Consider the following 14,187-nt stretch of genomic DNA (forward strand, 5'->3'; position numbering starts at 1 on the left):
TTGGGACCGGTCGGCTGAAACCTTCCGGCCGTCTTCTCCGTCCTCTCCTCCGGGAGAGCGTAGAGAACCGGCAAGGAGTGGCAGGACATGGGGCTGAAGGGCAAGTACACCGCGCACATAGCCGTGGCGGCTTCGGCGGTAGCGATCAGCCTGGCGGCGTGGGGGGCCACCGCGCTGACGGACACCGAGGCCGCCGCCCGCACGGGGGCGGGCTCACAAGGGACCGGGCCCCAGGGGCAGGCGAAGGGGCCGGAACAGGGCCCGCCTCCGGTGTCGAAGGTGAGGATGCCCCAGGGGATCGCCCATGCCGCCGAGGCGGGCGGGAAGGCCGTGAACATCACCATCGACGACGGGCCCGACCCGCGGTGGACGCCCCAGGTGCTGGAGGTCCTCAAGGAGCACAACGTCAAGGCGGTGTTCTGCATGGTGGGACCGCGGGCGAAGGAGTTCCCCGACCTGGTCAAGAGGGTCGTGGCGGACGGGCACCGCCTCTGCGACCACACGACGTCGCACGACACCACGATGGACAAGAAGTCCGTCGCGTACCAGAAGCAGCAGATCCTCGACGCTAAGCGGATGATCGAGGAAGCCGCGGGGGGTGCGAAGGTGGAGTACTACCGGGCGCCGGGCGGTGCGTTCACCCCCGACAGCCGGCGCATCGCCGCCGAGGCGGGGATGCGGCCGCTGGGGTGGAACGTGGACACCAAGGACTTCGAGCAGCCCGGCACGGGCGCCATCGTCAGTACGGTCAAGAACGAGCTGTCCAACGGGCCGACGATCCTCTTCCACGACGGCGGCGGCGACCGCGGTCAGACCGTCGAGGCCCTCAAGCAGGTTCTGCCGTGGCTGAAGGAACAGGGCCGCACCTTCAGCTTCCCCGTACGAACCGCCCCCTGAGGATCTACCTCCCCGTAGGTGTGTGACCGGCCACCGGCCACCGGCGACCGGCGACCCGGCGACCCGGCGACCCGGCAGCGGATCACTCCTGGCGCGTCAGGGCGAGAGGTTGCGAAAGAGAGCGAGCGCGGTGGAACCGCCGTTGCCCGGGGGTTCCACCGCGCTCAGGGCCGAGCTCACTGGCCCTGCCCCTGGCCCTAGGCGTGGTGTCCGAGTCGCCGGAGGACATGGATGACACGGATGACCGCAAGAACTCCAGCAACCGAGGCCCCGGCGACCAGGAGGAACTTCTCGACCGCAGGAGGAAGGTCCCAGACGGCGGCCGGTCCCGCGATCGTCGCGAACACGACGGCGCCGAGGAAGCACGCGCTCAGCAGCGCATAGCCGATCTCCACCGTGATCGCGTCTCGTTCGGCCTGGCTCCGGCGTCTGGTCGTCATGGCTGAAGAATTGCACTGGGACCGGCCGGGGTCCAAAAGGGGAGCCGGCTTGGCTGACGTTGCGTCGGCTCGGTTGCTCCACGGGGCCGTGAAGGTGGGGGACCCGGGTGGCCGCGAGGTGCGCCTGCCGGTGACCGCCATGGACGCCGGCCTCGTCAAGGATCTGAGGCGAGCCGCTGGGTCAGCGAACCCATTCCTTGAGCGCGTCGGCAACCTGCCGGACATCGGCCCGGCCCTCGGCCACCCGCTCGACGAGGTCGATCGCCTCCTCCGCCGTCACGTCGACCGGATACCCGCAGGCGTGGAGGTAGGCAGCCGCGACGACCACGCCGTACAGCTCGTTCGAGTGCTCCAGGGCCGGGACGCGGACGAGCTGTTCCAGCAGCGCGGCCGCGCGGTGGTGCGGTCGCTCGTAGACCGGGACGTCCATGACGCGGAAGGCGTGGCGGGCGCGGGCGGCTTCCAGTGAGCCCCAGTCGAAGATCTCCGGGTCGCCGGGGATCTCCTGCTGAGCGATTTCGAGCAGCCAGGAGAGATCGACGGTGAGAATCACGCGCAGCCCGGTCTCAGGCCGCGTCGGCGCCGGCGGGGTGGCCGAAGCGCTTCGCGAAGGCCTGGCCGTGCTGGGCGACAAAGGACCGGGCGCCTTCGACGAACCGTGCGCGAGTCAGGTCGGCGTCCAGTACCCGGCCCGCGTAGTCCTCGGCGGGAACGTGCTTCTCGGCTGCGACACGCTCCAGCGCCTCGTACGCCTCGTCGCTGATCTCGATCCTGATTTCCCGCGCCATGAGGACCACGGTAGCGGCTGGCCGCCTGATGCGGCAGAGGAAGCACCAGGTTCCGCCGCGCGGCGGGAGTGTCCGGGTCGATGCCGTCGAAGCCCTTCCAGTCGACCTCGTGGACGGCATCGGCGAACATCTCGAGGTTCAGCGGCCCGTTCGGGTCACCCGGCCACTCGTCCGCCTCACGCAGCACCCACTCCAGGAGGGCGAGTGGCAGGGCACGGCTCTCAGCGAGGAGGGCCGCGTCGTACAGGTCCTTGGCCTGGGGATACATGGCGCAGCTCAGCCACATGAGTTTCCGGGCCAGGAACACCATCCGGTCCGCGGCCGCCAGGCGGACACCGGCGACCTCGGCCGGGCTCCGCGGGGTGGGGAGGCGTTCCTGGAAGACGAAGTCGAGCTGGACCTGGCCGCCGGGCAGGCCGGGGGCTGTCCACGGCAGGACCAGTCGGTTCCCGGGCCCCCTCTTCCAGATGCGCTCGGAGACGGCGCCGGCCGCCGAGATCGACAGCTCCGTGCCGCGCTCCTCGGCCAGGCGCTCCGCCGCCTCGGCGATGCCGTCGAGCATGGCGCGGGTACGCGGCTCCTCGATCCGCCAGGTCTCGGGGACGACGGCGAAGTCGACGTCCTTCGGGGCGCGGGCGGCCTCGCCGAACCAGGCGGTCATCAGCATGCTGCCACGCAGCACGAGGGAGTCGGCCCGCGGCGAGCCGGCGACGGCCGCGAGCACGAGCTCCAGGGCCGCACGCCGTGCCGCCTGCCAGCGGGCTCGTAGCTGCGGGTCCTCGACGACGTCGTCACTGGGCTGGTACGCCTCGTCGAAGTGCTTCAGGGCGGGGTCGAAGACCACGTGCCGGACCGCCGCCTCACCGATGCCGGCGGTCCGAGTGCGTGGGAAGTCGTCCATACGGCGCGCGTAGGCGGCGTGGGCGTCCGTGGTGATGCGGGGCTCCGCGCTGGTACGGAGGTCCGCGCTGGTACCGGACTCCTCGTCGGCCCCCGGCCCGTCCGCCGGCGACGGCGTCCACTGGTTCTCGTTCGTACGGCCTCCTGCAGCCGGCCCTTGCCCAGCCGGCTCTCGCCCAGCTGGTTCTCGTCCAACCCGCCATCGCCCAGCCAGCCGTCGTCCAGCCAGCCGTCGTCCAACGACAGGTCGCTGTCGGAGAGGACAAGCTGCCGCTCCTGCGCGACCAGCTCGTGCCCGGCGGCGATCAGCGTGGCCACGAGCGCGTCGCAGGCGCGTCCCGCCGCGTCCGCGGACCCCGGGTGCCGTTGGGTCACAAAACGCTCGTGCCGCCCGCCGGGGCCCGGCAGAACCCGGCGGGCGTTCCACGAGACGTGGGCGCCGTGCGGCATGACGAGGGCCTCCAGCGCGGCCCGGTCGCACGCGGCGGGCAGCGCCAGCTTGAGGTGGTGCTCGTAGTGGCCCCCGCCGGGGCCCGCGGGCTCCGTGCTCCACGGGACCGTCTCGGCCTTGACCCTCACCGGCTCGAAACCGGCCTCCATCAGCTTGTCCACGATGGTGGTGAGCTTCGGACCCCGCTCCGCCTCCCACGCGCCGAGTCCGGCCCGCTCCCCCACGGTCCGGCACCGGACCGTCACATGCGTCTCGTAGGCGTCGTCCGCCTCGTACCTCTCGAACCCCTCATTCACCGCTGCGGTTCTGGCAGACAGGTGAGTGGGCGGGCACGGCGGGGAGCTGCGGGTGGTGGACTGGACGGCCAGGCCGCGAATCGACGCCACGAACGACGCGGCAGTCCGGCCGGGGGCTCAACGTGGGGGGCCTGGTGTCCTGGCCGGCCCGCCGTATCTCGCAGGGGATGATGGGGGTGGAACGACGGAACACGAGGTCAGGAGCTTCGATGGCAAAACGGGTTCACCAGCCCCGTGAGGACGCGGAGTTCGACTTCATCCTCAGAATGAGCGCGGCCCCGGTCCTCGCGTACTTCACCGGGACATGGCCCAAGGCCATCGAGCCCTGTCGTGCGATGGACCTCGTCGTCGGCGGCATCGCAGACGAGTTCGCGGGCCGTCTGACGGCCGTCCGAACCGACATCACACGCTGTCCGGCGGCAACCGAACGGTACGGGATCACCGCAGCCGCCTCCTATGTCCTGCTGAAGGACGGCGAGCCGGTGGCGCACGGCACGGGGCCCTCGACCACCGCCGAGGTCCGGGAGTTCCTCGACGGCCACCTCTGATACCCGGGAGCTAGCCGAGAGCAAGCGACGTCTGCCGCGCCTTCGCCGGATACAGAAGGCCGGTCTTGCCGGTGCCCGCCAGATCGGTCCACCGGCGGGCCGGGCGGACAACAACCGGCGCGCACCGGTCGGCGGAAACGGGAAGGCCCGGGAGGGCCCCGCGTAGAATGCGTCGGCGGTCACGCCCGCGTCGACAGCTCACGCCGTCGACAGGTCAGCCCGCCTGAACTCGGCCGTTGCCCTCCGGCACAAGTGCCGCCGCCCGGCATCGCCGCTGCCGAGTTATCCGTACCCCTGCCGCACCCAGCCCAGGAGCCCGCCCATGCGCCACTTCGACGTCGAGACGCTGACGCCCGGCCGGTGGCGCAACGGCGGCGGCACAACCAGAGAGATCGCCTCCCGGCCGACAGGCGCCGAAGATTTCGGGTGGCGCGCCAGCGTCGCCGACATCGACCGGGACGGACCGTTCTCGGCGTTCGGCGGGGTCGACCGGACACTCACTCTGCTGGCCGGCAACGGTGTCCTGCTGACCAGTCCCGGGGTGTTCGAACGACTGCCGGCACACGAGGGCCAGCCGGTCACGTTCTCCGGTGACCTCCCGCTCTCCGCCGAACTCCCCGGTGGCGGCTGCCGGGTGCTGAACATCATGGTGCGACGCGGGCACTGGACGGCTCGAGTGGAGCCCGTCACCGATCGGGTCATGCCGCCGTCCGGGCACGCCGGAGTGCTCTACGTCCTGCGCGGCCGTTGGCAGACGGGCCAGGACGGCCATGTCCTGGCATCCGGCCAGGGCCTGTGGTGGGACGAAGGCGACGAGGCGCCGGGGGCAGGGGTCGCGCCGGCCTCGCCCGACGCCGTGGCCCTGTGGGCGGATCTCACGCCGACAAGGTGACAGTCGGCCAGCCCGTCCGAGGCGCGCCTTGAAAGGAAGCTCTGTCCCTCAGGGCGCATGGTGATGATCGCGGCTGGGCAGACCCGGAGCCCCGAACGGGGCCGGTTCAGGAGAAGGACGGCGCCAGAGGAGAATGACTCAGGTGGCGGACGGCTCGATCTCCCCCGCGAAGACGATGACCTGGTCGATGAGGCTCCGCCGCAGATGGACCACGTCCGTTCCCGCCAGGCGGGGGCCTCCATCCGGCGTCGTGAAGACCCACTGGTACCGGGCCCACTCGTCCGGCATGTCCACCGCCGAACAGCGCACCATCGTGCCGGTCCCCGCGGGGTGGCGCCGGATGTCCAGCACGAACCGCTCGACCGCCTCGATCCCCTCACTGCGGCCCAACGGTCCCCAGAAGACCACGTCCGAGGTGAGGGCCTGGGAGAGCAACACAGTCACATGGCTGTCGTCCGAGGCGTTGAACGCGGAGATGAACGTGTCGATCGCGGACCGCGCGGTCTCTTCCTGCATGCACCAGTAATACCAGTCGCGTCGCGGAACGCGCTCGTCCCGTGAGCATTCCTCCGATCACGGTGAACCATCCCGGTCACAGCACCAGCAGGCCCGGGCGGACGAGGCAAGCCTGATCGCGGGGGAGGTCAACGTCGCCTCAACGATCTGCCGGGCCCCTCAGCACGACGCAGGCACGCCGTGACGGACAGGCCCAGAAGGACCGCCGGGCGGAGCCCGCATCGATCGAGCCCGACGACGGCCTGGGCCGGCCCCGAGGAGGGGTCAGCATCAAGATCCATCTAGCTTGCGAACAAGGCGTACCCCTCCCCCGCCGACCGGTTCCAGGCCATGTCGTATGCCTATCGGACATGGCCAGGCGGTGTGACCAGCAGAGTGTTCGGAGGCTCCTTCACCACTGCCGGCGCTGGAGTGCTGATCGTCGCAGGGATCTGACCGCCATGTGCCCGCGCATGGTCTTCGAACCTGCTGGCTGATTTCGCGGGTAGCCGCGCCTGCCCGGCTCCCGCGCGAGCGGGTGGGCCAATCCTGGCCACCGCGCGGGATTGCCTGCTCAGGGCCTTGCGGTGGGATTCGCCGTGCTCCGCGAGATCAGCATTCTCGGTAACCTGACCAGCCACCGCGTGGAGCGACCATGCGGCCCGGCCGGTCCGTACTCGGGCCTCCGGTGGAGAGTGATGGGGACGCGATGAGTGAACCGACGAAGCCCGAGATCGACCTTCCCGAGGGTGACCCTCCCACTGAGCTGACGATCCGGGACCTCATCATCGGGGACGGGAACGAGGCTAAGCCCGGCAACGTCGTCCAGGTTCACTACGTCGGAGTCACCTTCGCGTCCGGAAAGGAGTTCGACGCCTCCTGGGACCGCGGCCAGCCCTTCAAGTTCGCCGTGGGCGGCGGCAGAGTCATCAAGGGCTGGGACCGAGGGATCAGGGGGATGAAAGCCGGCGGACGACGCGAGATCATCATTCCCCCACGCCTCGGCTACGGCAACCAGTCCCCCTCACCGCTCATCCCGGCCGGCTCCACACTCGTCTTCGTCGTCGACCTCCTCACAGTCACGGCCTGAGACACACCTGGCGCGCACCGGGCGGCGCCTGCTGGGCCCATCCGCGCACGGGCGTTCAGGGGGAGATCACCGCCGTCGGCACCCGTAGGTGTACCGCCTCGTCGCCGACAGCAGCAGCCCGTTCCCCGTGCGCCGTACGGGCGGGCCTACGCCGGCCTTGCCGGGCTGAACCGTGTGCGCCGGCCCGCGGCGATCGAGCGTTTGACGCGGCCGAGCCGGAGGTGGCGTTCGCCGGTGAAGGCGCCGCCCTGCCCCTGCCAGCGGCAACCGCGGCCAAGGCATCGTCGAATTCCTGCCGTTGTTCAAGCTGGGATGCGGCGCCCCTCGCCGAGTTCCCGGTGCCGCCCGCCCAGTTCCGTGGGGGCTGCGGGTTGTGGTGCCGCGGTCAGGGCCCGGTAGAGAAGGTCGAGGACGTGCGAGGTGTCGGGGGCGCAGCCACTTCGGCCGGGAGGCCCTCGGTCTCCACCAGGCTGTACGTATCGACCACGCGGTCCTGCGGTTGCCGCCCATCGGATCGATCTGTCGACAGACAACCACTACTACCTCCGGGCGAAGCGCGTCTCACTCAACCCCAGGGACCGTCAACTGCCTTCCTCACCTGGCTTGTTACTGCGCTCGGGTGTTCGAGGCCTACGTACACTGCGCAGCGCTCCGCCGCGCCTGCGGGGGTGCCTCGCCGTGGAACGCGGGCGACAGCCGAGCACCGCGGCTTTCGCCACCGAGATCGCGACCTCGCAGCTCGCTCGCTCCACGGGGGCGGGCTGCCGCTCGCCATCACCTGGTCATAGTCACAGTCATCGACACTGGGGGAAAAGTGAACTGGTACCTCGAAGTTCTCAAGAAGTACGTGGTGTTCAGTGGACGCGCGCGCCGCAAGGAACACTGGATGTTCTTCCTGCTCAACATCGTCGCGGTGATCGTCGTCGCGACGGTCGACCTCGCCATCGGCACCTTCCCGCTGCTCTACCCGATCTACTTCCTCGCCGTCCTCCTGCCGCACCTGGGCGTGACCGTCCGCCGCCTGCACGACACCGGGCGCTCCGGCTGGTACGTCCTCCTCGCCCTGATACCGCTGGTCGGCGGCATCATCTTGATCGTCTTCCTCGCCGGCGAAGGTGAGCAGCATCAAAACGCCTACGGCCCGAGCCCGAAGCCGGCCGGGGCCTACTGACGGTCGCGTTCCTGAGTCGAAACCCCTGGAAGGTCGCCTTCCAGGGGTTTCGCGCGTGCAGGCACACGGACGCCGCGCACCGGGTCCGCCGTTCCGACTGGCGGAAGGACAGCCGTCAGGCCCGCGGCTCGTCCCTTTGTGCCCTCGCGGGCGGCACGCTCCCCCTGAACCTCCTGGCCGGGATCGCGGCCGGCCCCCGACCTGCTCATCGCGTTGTCGCCCGCCGCCAACGGGCGAGTGCGGCGCTCACGACTCGTCGGCCACGATGTCAGCGGAGGACGGGACCGCCCTTCTCCTGCGGTACACCACCACCCCGCACACCGCGAGGAGAAGGACCGCCACGGCGGACACCCCGAGGGCCGTCCGCTCGGCGAAGAGCCTTCCCAGCACTTCGAGCGCACCGAGCCCCGCGGTCGCGTAGACCAGTGCCCAGGCCGCTCCGCCCACGAACAGGGCGGGGAGGTAGCGCGGCAACGGCATGCGCATGCTGCCCGCGAGGAAGTTGGCGGCGGTCTGGAAGCCAACGGTCAGGAAGGAGACGGCGACCACCGGCGCGCCCCACCGCTGGATCGCCCGCTCGGCACGCCCGAACTTCGCCGAAGAGATCCGTCCGGCGAATCTGCTGCGCCGCGCACCGGCGCCGGCGAGCCACCCGACGGCGAACGTCCCCCCGGCACGAAGCAGGACGATGACGTAGAGGGCACCGGCCGTGAGCGCGATCTTATCCACGACGCCTCGTCCCGGTCGGGCCGGAACCCGCGCCCCGTGTCACTCGCGTGGGGCGGCGTCCCGCTTCGCCGGGCGCACGACGCGCCCAAGCCCGGTCACCGTTTCTCACCTGCGCCCCGCCTCTGTCCGATCCGTCCTCTGGGTCCCACCTGCGGCAACGGAACCCGTACCCGAACCCGCACGCCCGGGTTCACACGCCAGACAAGGGCAGCCTAACCTAATGCGTAAACGGCGGATACAGGGCACCGGACCACCCGCGGAACGACCGGCGCGGGCAGAGCATCCTGTCCGCTCCCCCACAGCGTAGGCCCATGCCGGTACGGCCACGGTGTCGGTCTCACTGCCGGGATCCGATCAGCCGCGTGCATGGCCCTGGTCCTGGGCTCGATCCAGTCGTCGACCAGCAACACCCCGATCGCAGACGAGCTGACCGGCGCCGACGCGTGTTTCTCCTGCCTGGGCGTCTCCGCGGCCGGGCGCGACGCCGCCGATTACGAGCCCATCACCTCCACCTACACGCTCGCGGCCGCCCATGTGGTCGCCGCCGGCAACCCGGACCTGACGTTCGTGTACGTCTCCGGGGAAGGCACCGACAGCACCGAACAGGGTCGCTCGGCCTGGGCCCGTGTGAAGGGCCGCACGGAGAACGCCCTCCTGGCCATGGACATGCACCCCTACTCCTTCCGGCCGCCGATGGATCCAGCCCATCCACGGCGAGACGTCGAGCACGCGCTGGTACCGCGTGATGTCCGCCTCACCTCATGGCTCTACCCGGTCATCCGCCGCGTGGCCCCTCGCTACGTGACCAGCACCGAACAGGTGGGCCGCGCGATGCTCGCCACCACCCGCCTCCACGGCGCCGACCCCCACGTCCTGCGGACCACCCAGATCAACCGGCTCGCTGCCTGACCGAGCCGAGGAACGAGGGACCGCATCACGTCTCCGGGGCCGATGACGGGTCGCGCACGCTGATGGTCGCCTCGATCGGCCACCTCCACACCATGGTCAGACACGACGGCACCTGGCTGTTCGCCGAGCGTCTCCTGATGGTCGACTGGACCGACACCCGCCCCTCCCGGCTCTGAGAACCACGTCCCTCACGGCCCGCGCACCGTCCCGCGGAGCGGGCCCTGTTCGGCTCCGTCAGCCGGGCGAAGAGCGCGCGTAGGACACGTCCTACGCGCGCGTCGCACACGTCTTAGCCCTTGCTCAGTCGCTCGTGAAAGCGATGTGCGAGGTCCGTCAGCTCCTCCGCGTTCCGCGCGGTCTGCTGGAGGTCGACGAGCACCTCGTCCGCCCCGGCCTCGTGGGCGGCGAGCAGATGGTCCGACACCTGCACGACCGTCCCCCGGTGCGGAACCGCGTCGCTCGGGGCTGACTCGGACGTCACTGTGGGGTTCACCCGGATGACGGTGCGGAGTGCCTCGGGGTCACGTCCGTTCGCCTCCGCGATCTGCCTGATCCGGCCGATGACGTGGGCCAGTTGCGGCAGCGGCATCGCCGCTCCCGCCCAGCCGTCCGCGCGACGGCCGATACGTTCCAGCGTGGCCGGGGTGAATCCGCCCAGGAGCACCGGCGGGCGGGGACGCTGCACGGGGAACGTACCGATGTGCGCACTCGGGATACGCCACACAGCCCCGTTGTGCTCGGCCGACGAACCGGACCAGACATGGTCGAGGACGTCCAGGATCTCCTCCAGCCGTGCCCCTCGCCCGCGCCACGGCACGCCGATGGCCTCGTACTCGTCGGACGACCAGCCGAGCCCGAAGCCGATGTCGAGCCGCCCCTCGCTGAGGATGTCCAGGGACGTCAGCGAACGGGCCAGCAGGAGCGGCGAGTAGAAGGGCGCGTTCAGCGTGCTGGTCCCGAGGCGCAGCCGGCGGGTGGCGTGCGCCAGGAAGGACAGCGTGACGAGGGGGTCGAGGAAGGTGCGGTGCTCCTTCGGTACGGGGCCGCCGCCGGGATACCTGTCACGGGGCTCGGTCGGGACGAGGGCCCGGTCGCCCACCCACAGGCTGTCGAAGCCGATCGCTTCGACCGTGGCCGCGAACTCCGAGATCACGGCGGGGTCGGTGAACAATCCGTACTGGGGGGATCCCAGGCCAATCTTGAGCATGTCTGTCACCTGTTCGAGGAATTGCTGCGGTCCGTTCCCGGATCACCGTGCCGAACAAGGATCGACATTCGATCAACGGCTCGTGAATGCGCTGGTCGACGCGCGGCCGTGCCCTGGGTGACCTGACCGGCCCTGGTAGCCCTGGCTGGCCCTCGCCGGCCTGGTACCCCTGGTGCCGCCGGAGATACCGGGCCGGCTTCCCGGCGGCGCGTCACCCTGCCTCGTGTCGCATGTTTGTCCGTGAGGCGCCGTGGAAGAGTTGAAACCGACGACCGGCCGGCCGTGTCGCGGCCCGGGCGGCCGGACCTCTTCGACGCACGACTCGAACGGGAGTCATCCATTGCGCTTGTACGCCCAGACACCCGCACGTCGGAGCCTCCAGGTGCTCGTGGACCTGAGCGCCCTGGCCCTGATCGCCGTCGCGGTGTGGGCGGCCCTCGTCGTCCGCGACACCATCATGCTGCTGGCCGAACCGGGGCGCAGGGTGGAGAGTTCCGGTGACCGCCTCGCCGAGGGGCTCGGCAATGCGGGAGACGCGGCGTCGGACGTACCCCTCGTCGGCGGCGTCCTGAAGAGACCGCTCCAGGCCGCGGCCGACGCCGGCTCCGGATTCGCCGACGCGGGAGTGTCGCTCCAGGAGACCGTCGGCCAGGTCGCCAACGTGATCACGACGGCCCTCATCGTCATTCCGGTGTTCTTCGTCCTGCTGCTGTGGCTCCCGCCGCGCCTCCTCTGGATCCGGCGCAGCAGCACCCTGCGCCGCCTCGCCGAGGCTCCCGGAGGCGCCGACCTGCTCGCCTTGCGTGCCCTCACCGGTCCGCCGGGCGCACTCGCCAAGTTGCCGGCACCGCCGGGCGGATGGGCCGACGCCTGGCGTCAGGGGGACCGGGAAGCCATCGACGACCTCAGCGCGGTCGCTCTCAAACACGTCGGGCTACGCCCTTGAGCAGTCGTCGGAGTCCGGGGCCGGGTGCCCTCGGCGGTGACAGCAGTGCCGGCTGTGACGGCTGTGCCGGCTGTGACGGCGATGCGGCTGACTGCGGCTGACTGCGGCTGACTGCGGCGACGGTGCACGCTTCACACTGCGGCGTTCGATGCCTCCGCGTGGGGGGTGGACGAGAAGGACGAGGAAGCGCTGGAGATGACCTCGTCGAGAACATCGCGGGAGCGGATCAGGTCCGCGATGGTCCGGTCGATGCGGTCGCGTTCCGCCCGCAGATCCTCGACCAGCCTCGGTGTCGCGATCTCGCTCGGTGCGCCGTCCGTGTCCCGCATGCAGGGCAGCAGCCGCGCGATCTTCTTGCTGGTGAGCCCCGCCGCGTACAGCGCCTGGATACGGATGACGCGGTCGACGGCCCATTCGCCGAAGTCGCGCTGTCCTCCGGGCGTTCGCTCGGACGCCAGGAGGCCCTGTGCCTCGTAGTAGCGCAGCGACCTGTCGCTGACCCCGCTGCGCCGGGCGAGTTCGCCGATCCGCATTCCCCACCCCTGTCCGCCGGTCACGGCCTTGCCCCTGACACCAGTGTCAACTTCTACCGTACGGGCATGACGAACGCACCGGTTGAATCCCGCCTCTTCGACTCCGCCCGCCTCGGCCCGCTGGAGCTCTCCAACCGCCTGGTCATGGCGCCGATGACCCGTAACCGCGCCGCGGCCGACGGCGTCCCGCTCCCCCTCATGGCCACCTACTACTCCCAGCGTGCCTCCGCCGGCCTGATCATCGCCGAGGCCTCCACGCCGAACGCCGTCGGCCAGACCTATCCGAACATCACCGCCATCCACACCGACGCCCACGTGGCCGGGTGGCGGCGGGTCACCGACGCCGTGCACGCCGCCGGTGGGCGGATGTTCCTCCAGCTCCAGCACGGCGGCCGGGTCGGCCACCCCGACAACAGCGGGCTCACGCCCGTCGCACCCTCGCCGATCCCCCTGCCCGAGCCGATCCACACGGCGAGGGGCCGCCGAACCGCCGTCGTCCCGCGGGAGATGACCGTCGAGGAGATCCGCTCCACCGTGGCCGACTTCGCCGCCGCGGCCCGCAAGGCCGTCGACGCGGGCTTCGCCGGTGTCGAGGTGCACGCCGCCAACGGCTATCTGCTGCACCAGTTCCTCGCCAAGGGCACCCACCACCGCACCGATGCCTACGGCGGATCGGTCGCCCACCGCATCCGCTTCGTCGTCGAGGTGGTCCAGGCCGTCGTCGACGCGATCGGGCCCGACCGGGTGGGCGTGCGGATCGCACCCGGCCTGACCGTCAACGGCATCGAGGAAGGAGACACCGAGGACATCTACCCCTGCCTCGTCGCCGCCCTCGACGACATCGGTCCCGCCTACCTGCACATCGTGTTCGCCGACCCGGACCAGTCGCTCTTCCAGGACATCCGCAAGGCCTGGCCACGGACCCTCATCGCCAACCCGGTTCTCGGCTGGGGCGGGCCGCTGCCCGCCGACGGCGGCCGCCACGCCGCCGAACGTCTCCTCGCCGCCGGAGCCGACCTCATCTCGCTGGGCCGCCCCTTCCTGGCCAACCCCGACCTCGTCGAGCGGCTGCGGACCGGCGCGCCCCTCAACCCCGTCCGCGAGGAAGGTCTGATGTACACGGGCGGCGAGAGCGGCTACACCGACTACCCGTACCTCCCGCGCATCACGGCGACCATCGCCTCGCCCCCTGCCCACACGGATCACCTGTAGTGGGGGGGGGGGGGGGGGGGGGGGGGGGGGGGGGGGGGGGGGGGGGGGGGGGGGGGGGGGGGCTCGACCCCCCCCCCCCCCCCCCCCCCCCCCCCCCCCCCCCCCCCCCCCCCCCCCCCCCGGCCCCCCCCCCCCCCCCCCCCCCCCCCCCCCCCCCGCCCCCCCCCCCCCCCCCCCCCCCCCCCCGTTCCCCGGTACCCGCTCCTCGCTGCCCGCTGACCGCCACGCCGCTCGTCGGTCCGCCGGTCAGGCGACCTCCTGGCGTCGGGCCGCCTTGCGTGTCCTCACGCCGCCGGCGATGAGTGCCAGCCCCACGAGGAGGATGCCGAGGTAAGCGGCGGACGGGAGGTCGACGATCTTGTGTATCCAGCCCCACTCCGTGCCGAAGAAGGTCTGCGAGGCGAAGCTGACAAGCCCCTGGGCTCCTACGACGTAGCCGATGCTTTCGAGGGTGTATCCGATGGTTGTTCGCACGGATCGAGCCTCTCGCGGCGGTGCCGCAAGATCGTCCTCCGCAGGGCCGAGAAGGCACTGGACCAAAGGATGCAGTCGCCTGTCCCTCCCCCCGTGGCACCTCGATGCGGTGCACGTCGGCTGACTTGAGGCCAAAAAAAGGAGAGGCGACGGCGCCGTGCCGTTGACAGGATGTCCGGGTTCGACACCCGCTGGGAAAGGACCCGCCG

At 70.9% G+C, this 14,187-nt stretch carries 17 protein-coding genes; 8 read left to right on the forward strand and 9 right to left on the reverse strand.

The genetic code is table 11. The annotated features are described in order from the left end of the window. Window positions 1-87: 87 nt before the first annotated feature. Window positions 88-897, forward strand: coding sequence for a polysaccharide deacetylase family protein (locus ACIP8Z_RS05765; protein WP_402079192.1), 810 nt, complete (start codon window positions 88-90; stop codon window positions 895-897). A 197-nt stretch (window positions 898-1,094) separates the two neighbouring features. Here ACIP8Z_RS05765 and ACIP8Z_RS05770 read toward each other — a convergent pair whose 3' ends face one another. The 4 genes from ACIP8Z_RS05770 to ACIP8Z_RS05785 all read right to left on the reverse strand — a co-directional run bounded on the left by ACIP8Z_RS05770 (window position 1,095) and on the right by ACIP8Z_RS05785 (window position 3,772). Continuing rightward, window positions 1,095-1,337 carry a DUF6332 family protein gene (locus ACIP8Z_RS05770; protein WP_402079195.1) on the reverse strand — a complete coding sequence of 81 codons (243 nt, stop codon included), beginning with the start codon at window positions 1,335-1,337 and terminating at the stop codon, window positions 1,095-1,097. Window positions 1,338-1,518: 181 nt separating this feature from the next. Next, window positions 1,519-1,890 carry a fic family toxin-antitoxin system, toxin component gene (locus ACIP8Z_RS05775; RefSeq protein ID WP_402079198.1) on the reverse strand — a complete coding sequence of 124 codons (372 nt, stop codon included), beginning with the start codon at window positions 1,888-1,890 and terminating at the stop codon, window positions 1,519-1,521. Further along, on the reverse strand, window positions 1,887-3,026 hold the full coding sequence (locus ACIP8Z_RS05780) for a nucleotidyl transferase AbiEii/AbiGii toxin family protein (RefSeq protein ID WP_402079200.1): 1,140 nt from the start codon (window positions 3,024-3,026) through the stop codon (window positions 1,887-1,889). The genes ACIP8Z_RS05775 and ACIP8Z_RS05780 overlap by 4 nt, the downstream gene beginning before the upstream one ends. Next, a complete protein-coding gene (locus ACIP8Z_RS05785; RefSeq protein ID WP_402079202.1) occupies window positions 2,948-3,772 on the reverse strand; it encodes a hypothetical protein in 825 nt (274 codons plus the stop codon). The genes ACIP8Z_RS05780 and ACIP8Z_RS05785 overlap by 79 nt, the downstream gene beginning before the upstream one ends. Before the next feature lie 209 nt (window positions 3,773-3,981). On the opposite strand from ACIP8Z_RS05785, the gene ACIP8Z_RS05790 reads away from it, so the two are divergent. Together ACIP8Z_RS05790 and ACIP8Z_RS05795 are read left to right on the forward strand one after the other, a co-directional pair. Further along, complete coding sequence (locus ACIP8Z_RS05790; protein ID WP_402079204.1) at window positions 3,982-4,320, forward strand: thioredoxin family protein; 339 nt, start codon at window positions 3,982-3,984, stop codon at window positions 4,318-4,320. Between the two features lie 322 nt (window positions 4,321-4,642). Further along, the gene (locus ACIP8Z_RS05795) at window positions 4,643-5,212 is read left to right on the forward strand and encodes a HutD family protein (RefSeq protein WP_402079206.1); all 570 of its coding nucleotides are present in this window, start codon (window positions 4,643-4,645) and stop codon (window positions 5,210-5,212) included. Window positions 5,213-5,350: 138 nt separating this feature from the next. Here ACIP8Z_RS05795 and ACIP8Z_RS05800 read toward each other — a convergent pair whose 3' ends face one another. Then, on the reverse strand, window positions 5,351-5,728 hold the full coding sequence (locus tag ACIP8Z_RS05800; protein ID WP_402079209.1) for a nuclear transport factor 2 family protein: 378 nt from the start codon (window positions 5,726-5,728) through the stop codon (window positions 5,351-5,353). A 688-nt stretch (window positions 5,729-6,416) separates the two neighbouring features. Here ACIP8Z_RS05800 and ACIP8Z_RS05805 point away from each other — a divergent pair. Further along, window positions 6,417-6,797: an FKBP-type peptidyl-prolyl cis-trans isomerase gene (locus ACIP8Z_RS05805; RefSeq protein ID WP_402079211.1), complete on the forward strand. Its 381-nt coding sequence runs from the start codon at window positions 6,417-6,419 to the stop codon at window positions 6,795-6,797. 814 nt (window positions 6,798-7,611) lie between these two features. After that, a complete protein-coding gene (locus tag ACIP8Z_RS05810) occupies window positions 7,612-7,968 on the forward strand; it encodes a DUF805 domain-containing protein (protein WP_402079213.1) in 357 nt (118 codons plus the stop codon). Between the two features lie 246 nt (window positions 7,969-8,214). Here the strand turns inward: ACIP8Z_RS05810 and ACIP8Z_RS05815 are convergent, their stop codons facing one another. After that, window positions 8,215-8,697: a DedA family protein gene (locus ACIP8Z_RS05815; RefSeq protein ID WP_402079216.1), complete on the reverse strand. Its 483-nt coding sequence runs from the start codon at window positions 8,695-8,697 to the stop codon at window positions 8,215-8,217. Window positions 8,698-9,063: 366 nt separating this feature from the next. On the opposite strand from ACIP8Z_RS05815, the gene ACIP8Z_RS05820 reads away from it, so the two are divergent. Then, complete coding sequence (locus tag ACIP8Z_RS05820) at window positions 9,064-9,606, forward strand: epimerase (RefSeq protein ID WP_402079219.1); 543 nt, start codon at window positions 9,064-9,066, stop codon at window positions 9,604-9,606. Window positions 9,607-9,895: 289 nt separating this feature from the next. Here ACIP8Z_RS05820 and ACIP8Z_RS05825 read toward each other — a convergent pair whose 3' ends face one another. Beyond that, window positions 9,896-10,813, reverse strand: a complete 918-nt coding sequence (locus ACIP8Z_RS05825) for a TIGR03619 family F420-dependent LLM class oxidoreductase (RefSeq protein ID WP_402079221.1) — start codon at window positions 10,811-10,813, stop codon at window positions 9,896-9,898. 382 nt (window positions 10,814-11,195) lie between these two features. Between ACIP8Z_RS05825 and ACIP8Z_RS05830 the strand changes: the two genes are divergently transcribed. Beyond that, the gene (locus ACIP8Z_RS05830) at window positions 11,196-11,759 is read left to right on the forward strand and encodes a hypothetical protein (protein ID WP_402079224.1); all 564 of its coding nucleotides are present in this window, start codon (window positions 11,196-11,198) and stop codon (window positions 11,757-11,759) included. Window positions 11,760-11,890: 131 nt separating this feature from the next. Here the strand turns inward: ACIP8Z_RS05830 and ACIP8Z_RS05835 are convergent, their stop codons facing one another. Beyond that, window positions 11,891-12,292 (reverse strand): MerR family transcriptional regulator, encoded by a 402-nt coding sequence (locus tag ACIP8Z_RS05835; RefSeq protein WP_402080785.1) that lies wholly within the window; start codon window positions 12,290-12,292, stop codon window positions 11,891-11,893. A 66-nt stretch (window positions 12,293-12,358) separates the two neighbouring features. On the opposite strand from ACIP8Z_RS05835, the gene ACIP8Z_RS05840 reads away from it, so the two are divergent. Continuing rightward, window positions 12,359-13,504: an alkene reductase gene (locus ACIP8Z_RS05840; protein WP_402079227.1), complete on the forward strand. Its 1,146-nt coding sequence runs from the start codon at window positions 12,359-12,361 to the stop codon at window positions 13,502-13,504. A gap of 246 nt (window positions 13,505-13,750) precedes the next feature. On the opposite strand, the gene ACIP8Z_RS05845 is transcribed toward ACIP8Z_RS05840, so the two are convergent. Next, the gene (locus ACIP8Z_RS05845) at window positions 13,751-13,978 is read right to left on the reverse strand and encodes a hypothetical protein (protein ID WP_402079229.1); all 228 of its coding nucleotides are present in this window, start codon (window positions 13,976-13,978) and stop codon (window positions 13,751-13,753) included. Window positions 13,979-14,187: the final 209 nt, after the last annotated feature.

Origin of the sequence: Streptomyces sp. NPDC088553 (genome assembly GCF_044752965.1) — a bacterium.
Taxonomy (GTDB): domain Bacteria; phylum Actinomycetota; class Actinomycetes; order Streptomycetales; family Streptomycetaceae; genus Streptomyces.

Excerpts from the sequence above, each read along its gene's own strand:
- ACIP8Z_RS05765 (WP_402079192.1), top strand. The coding sequence starts at position 88 with ATGGGGCTGAAGGGCAAGTACACCGCGCACATAGCCGTGGCGGCTTCG.
- ACIP8Z_RS05770 (WP_402079195.1), bottom strand. The coding sequence starts at position 1,337 with ATGACGACCAGACGCCGGAGCCAGGCCGAACGAGACGCGATCACGGTG.
- ACIP8Z_RS05780 (WP_402079200.1), bottom strand. The coding sequence starts at position 3,026 with ATGGACGACTTCCCACGCACTCGGACCGCCGGCATCGGTGAGGCGGCG.
- ACIP8Z_RS05790 (WP_402079204.1), top strand. The coding sequence starts at position 3,982 with ATGGCAAAACGGGTTCACCAGCCCCGTGAGGACGCGGAGTTCGACTTC.
- ACIP8Z_RS05795 (WP_402079206.1), top strand. The coding sequence starts at position 4,643 with ATGCGCCACTTCGACGTCGAGACGCTGACGCCCGGCCGGTGGCGCAAC.
- ACIP8Z_RS05800 (WP_402079209.1), bottom strand. The coding sequence starts at position 5,728 with ATGCAGGAAGAGACCGCGCGGTCCGCGATCGACACGTTCATCTCCGCG.
- ACIP8Z_RS05805 (WP_402079211.1), top strand. The coding sequence starts at position 6,417 with ATGAGTGAACCGACGAAGCCCGAGATCGACCTTCCCGAGGGTGACCCT.
- ACIP8Z_RS05820 (WP_402079219.1), top strand. The coding sequence starts at position 9,064 with ATGGCCCTGGTCCTGGGCTCGATCCAGTCGTCGACCAGCAACACCCCG.
- ACIP8Z_RS05825 (WP_402079221.1), bottom strand. The coding sequence starts at position 10,813 with ATGCTCAAGATTGGCCTGGGATCCCCCCAGTACGGATTGTTCACCGAC.
- ACIP8Z_RS05835 (WP_402080785.1), bottom strand. The coding sequence starts at position 12,292 with ATGCGGATCGGCGAACTCGCCCGGCGCAGCGGGGTCAGCGACAGGTCG.
- ACIP8Z_RS05840 (WP_402079227.1), top strand. The coding sequence starts at position 12,359 with ATGACGAACGCACCGGTTGAATCCCGCCTCTTCGACTCCGCCCGCCTC.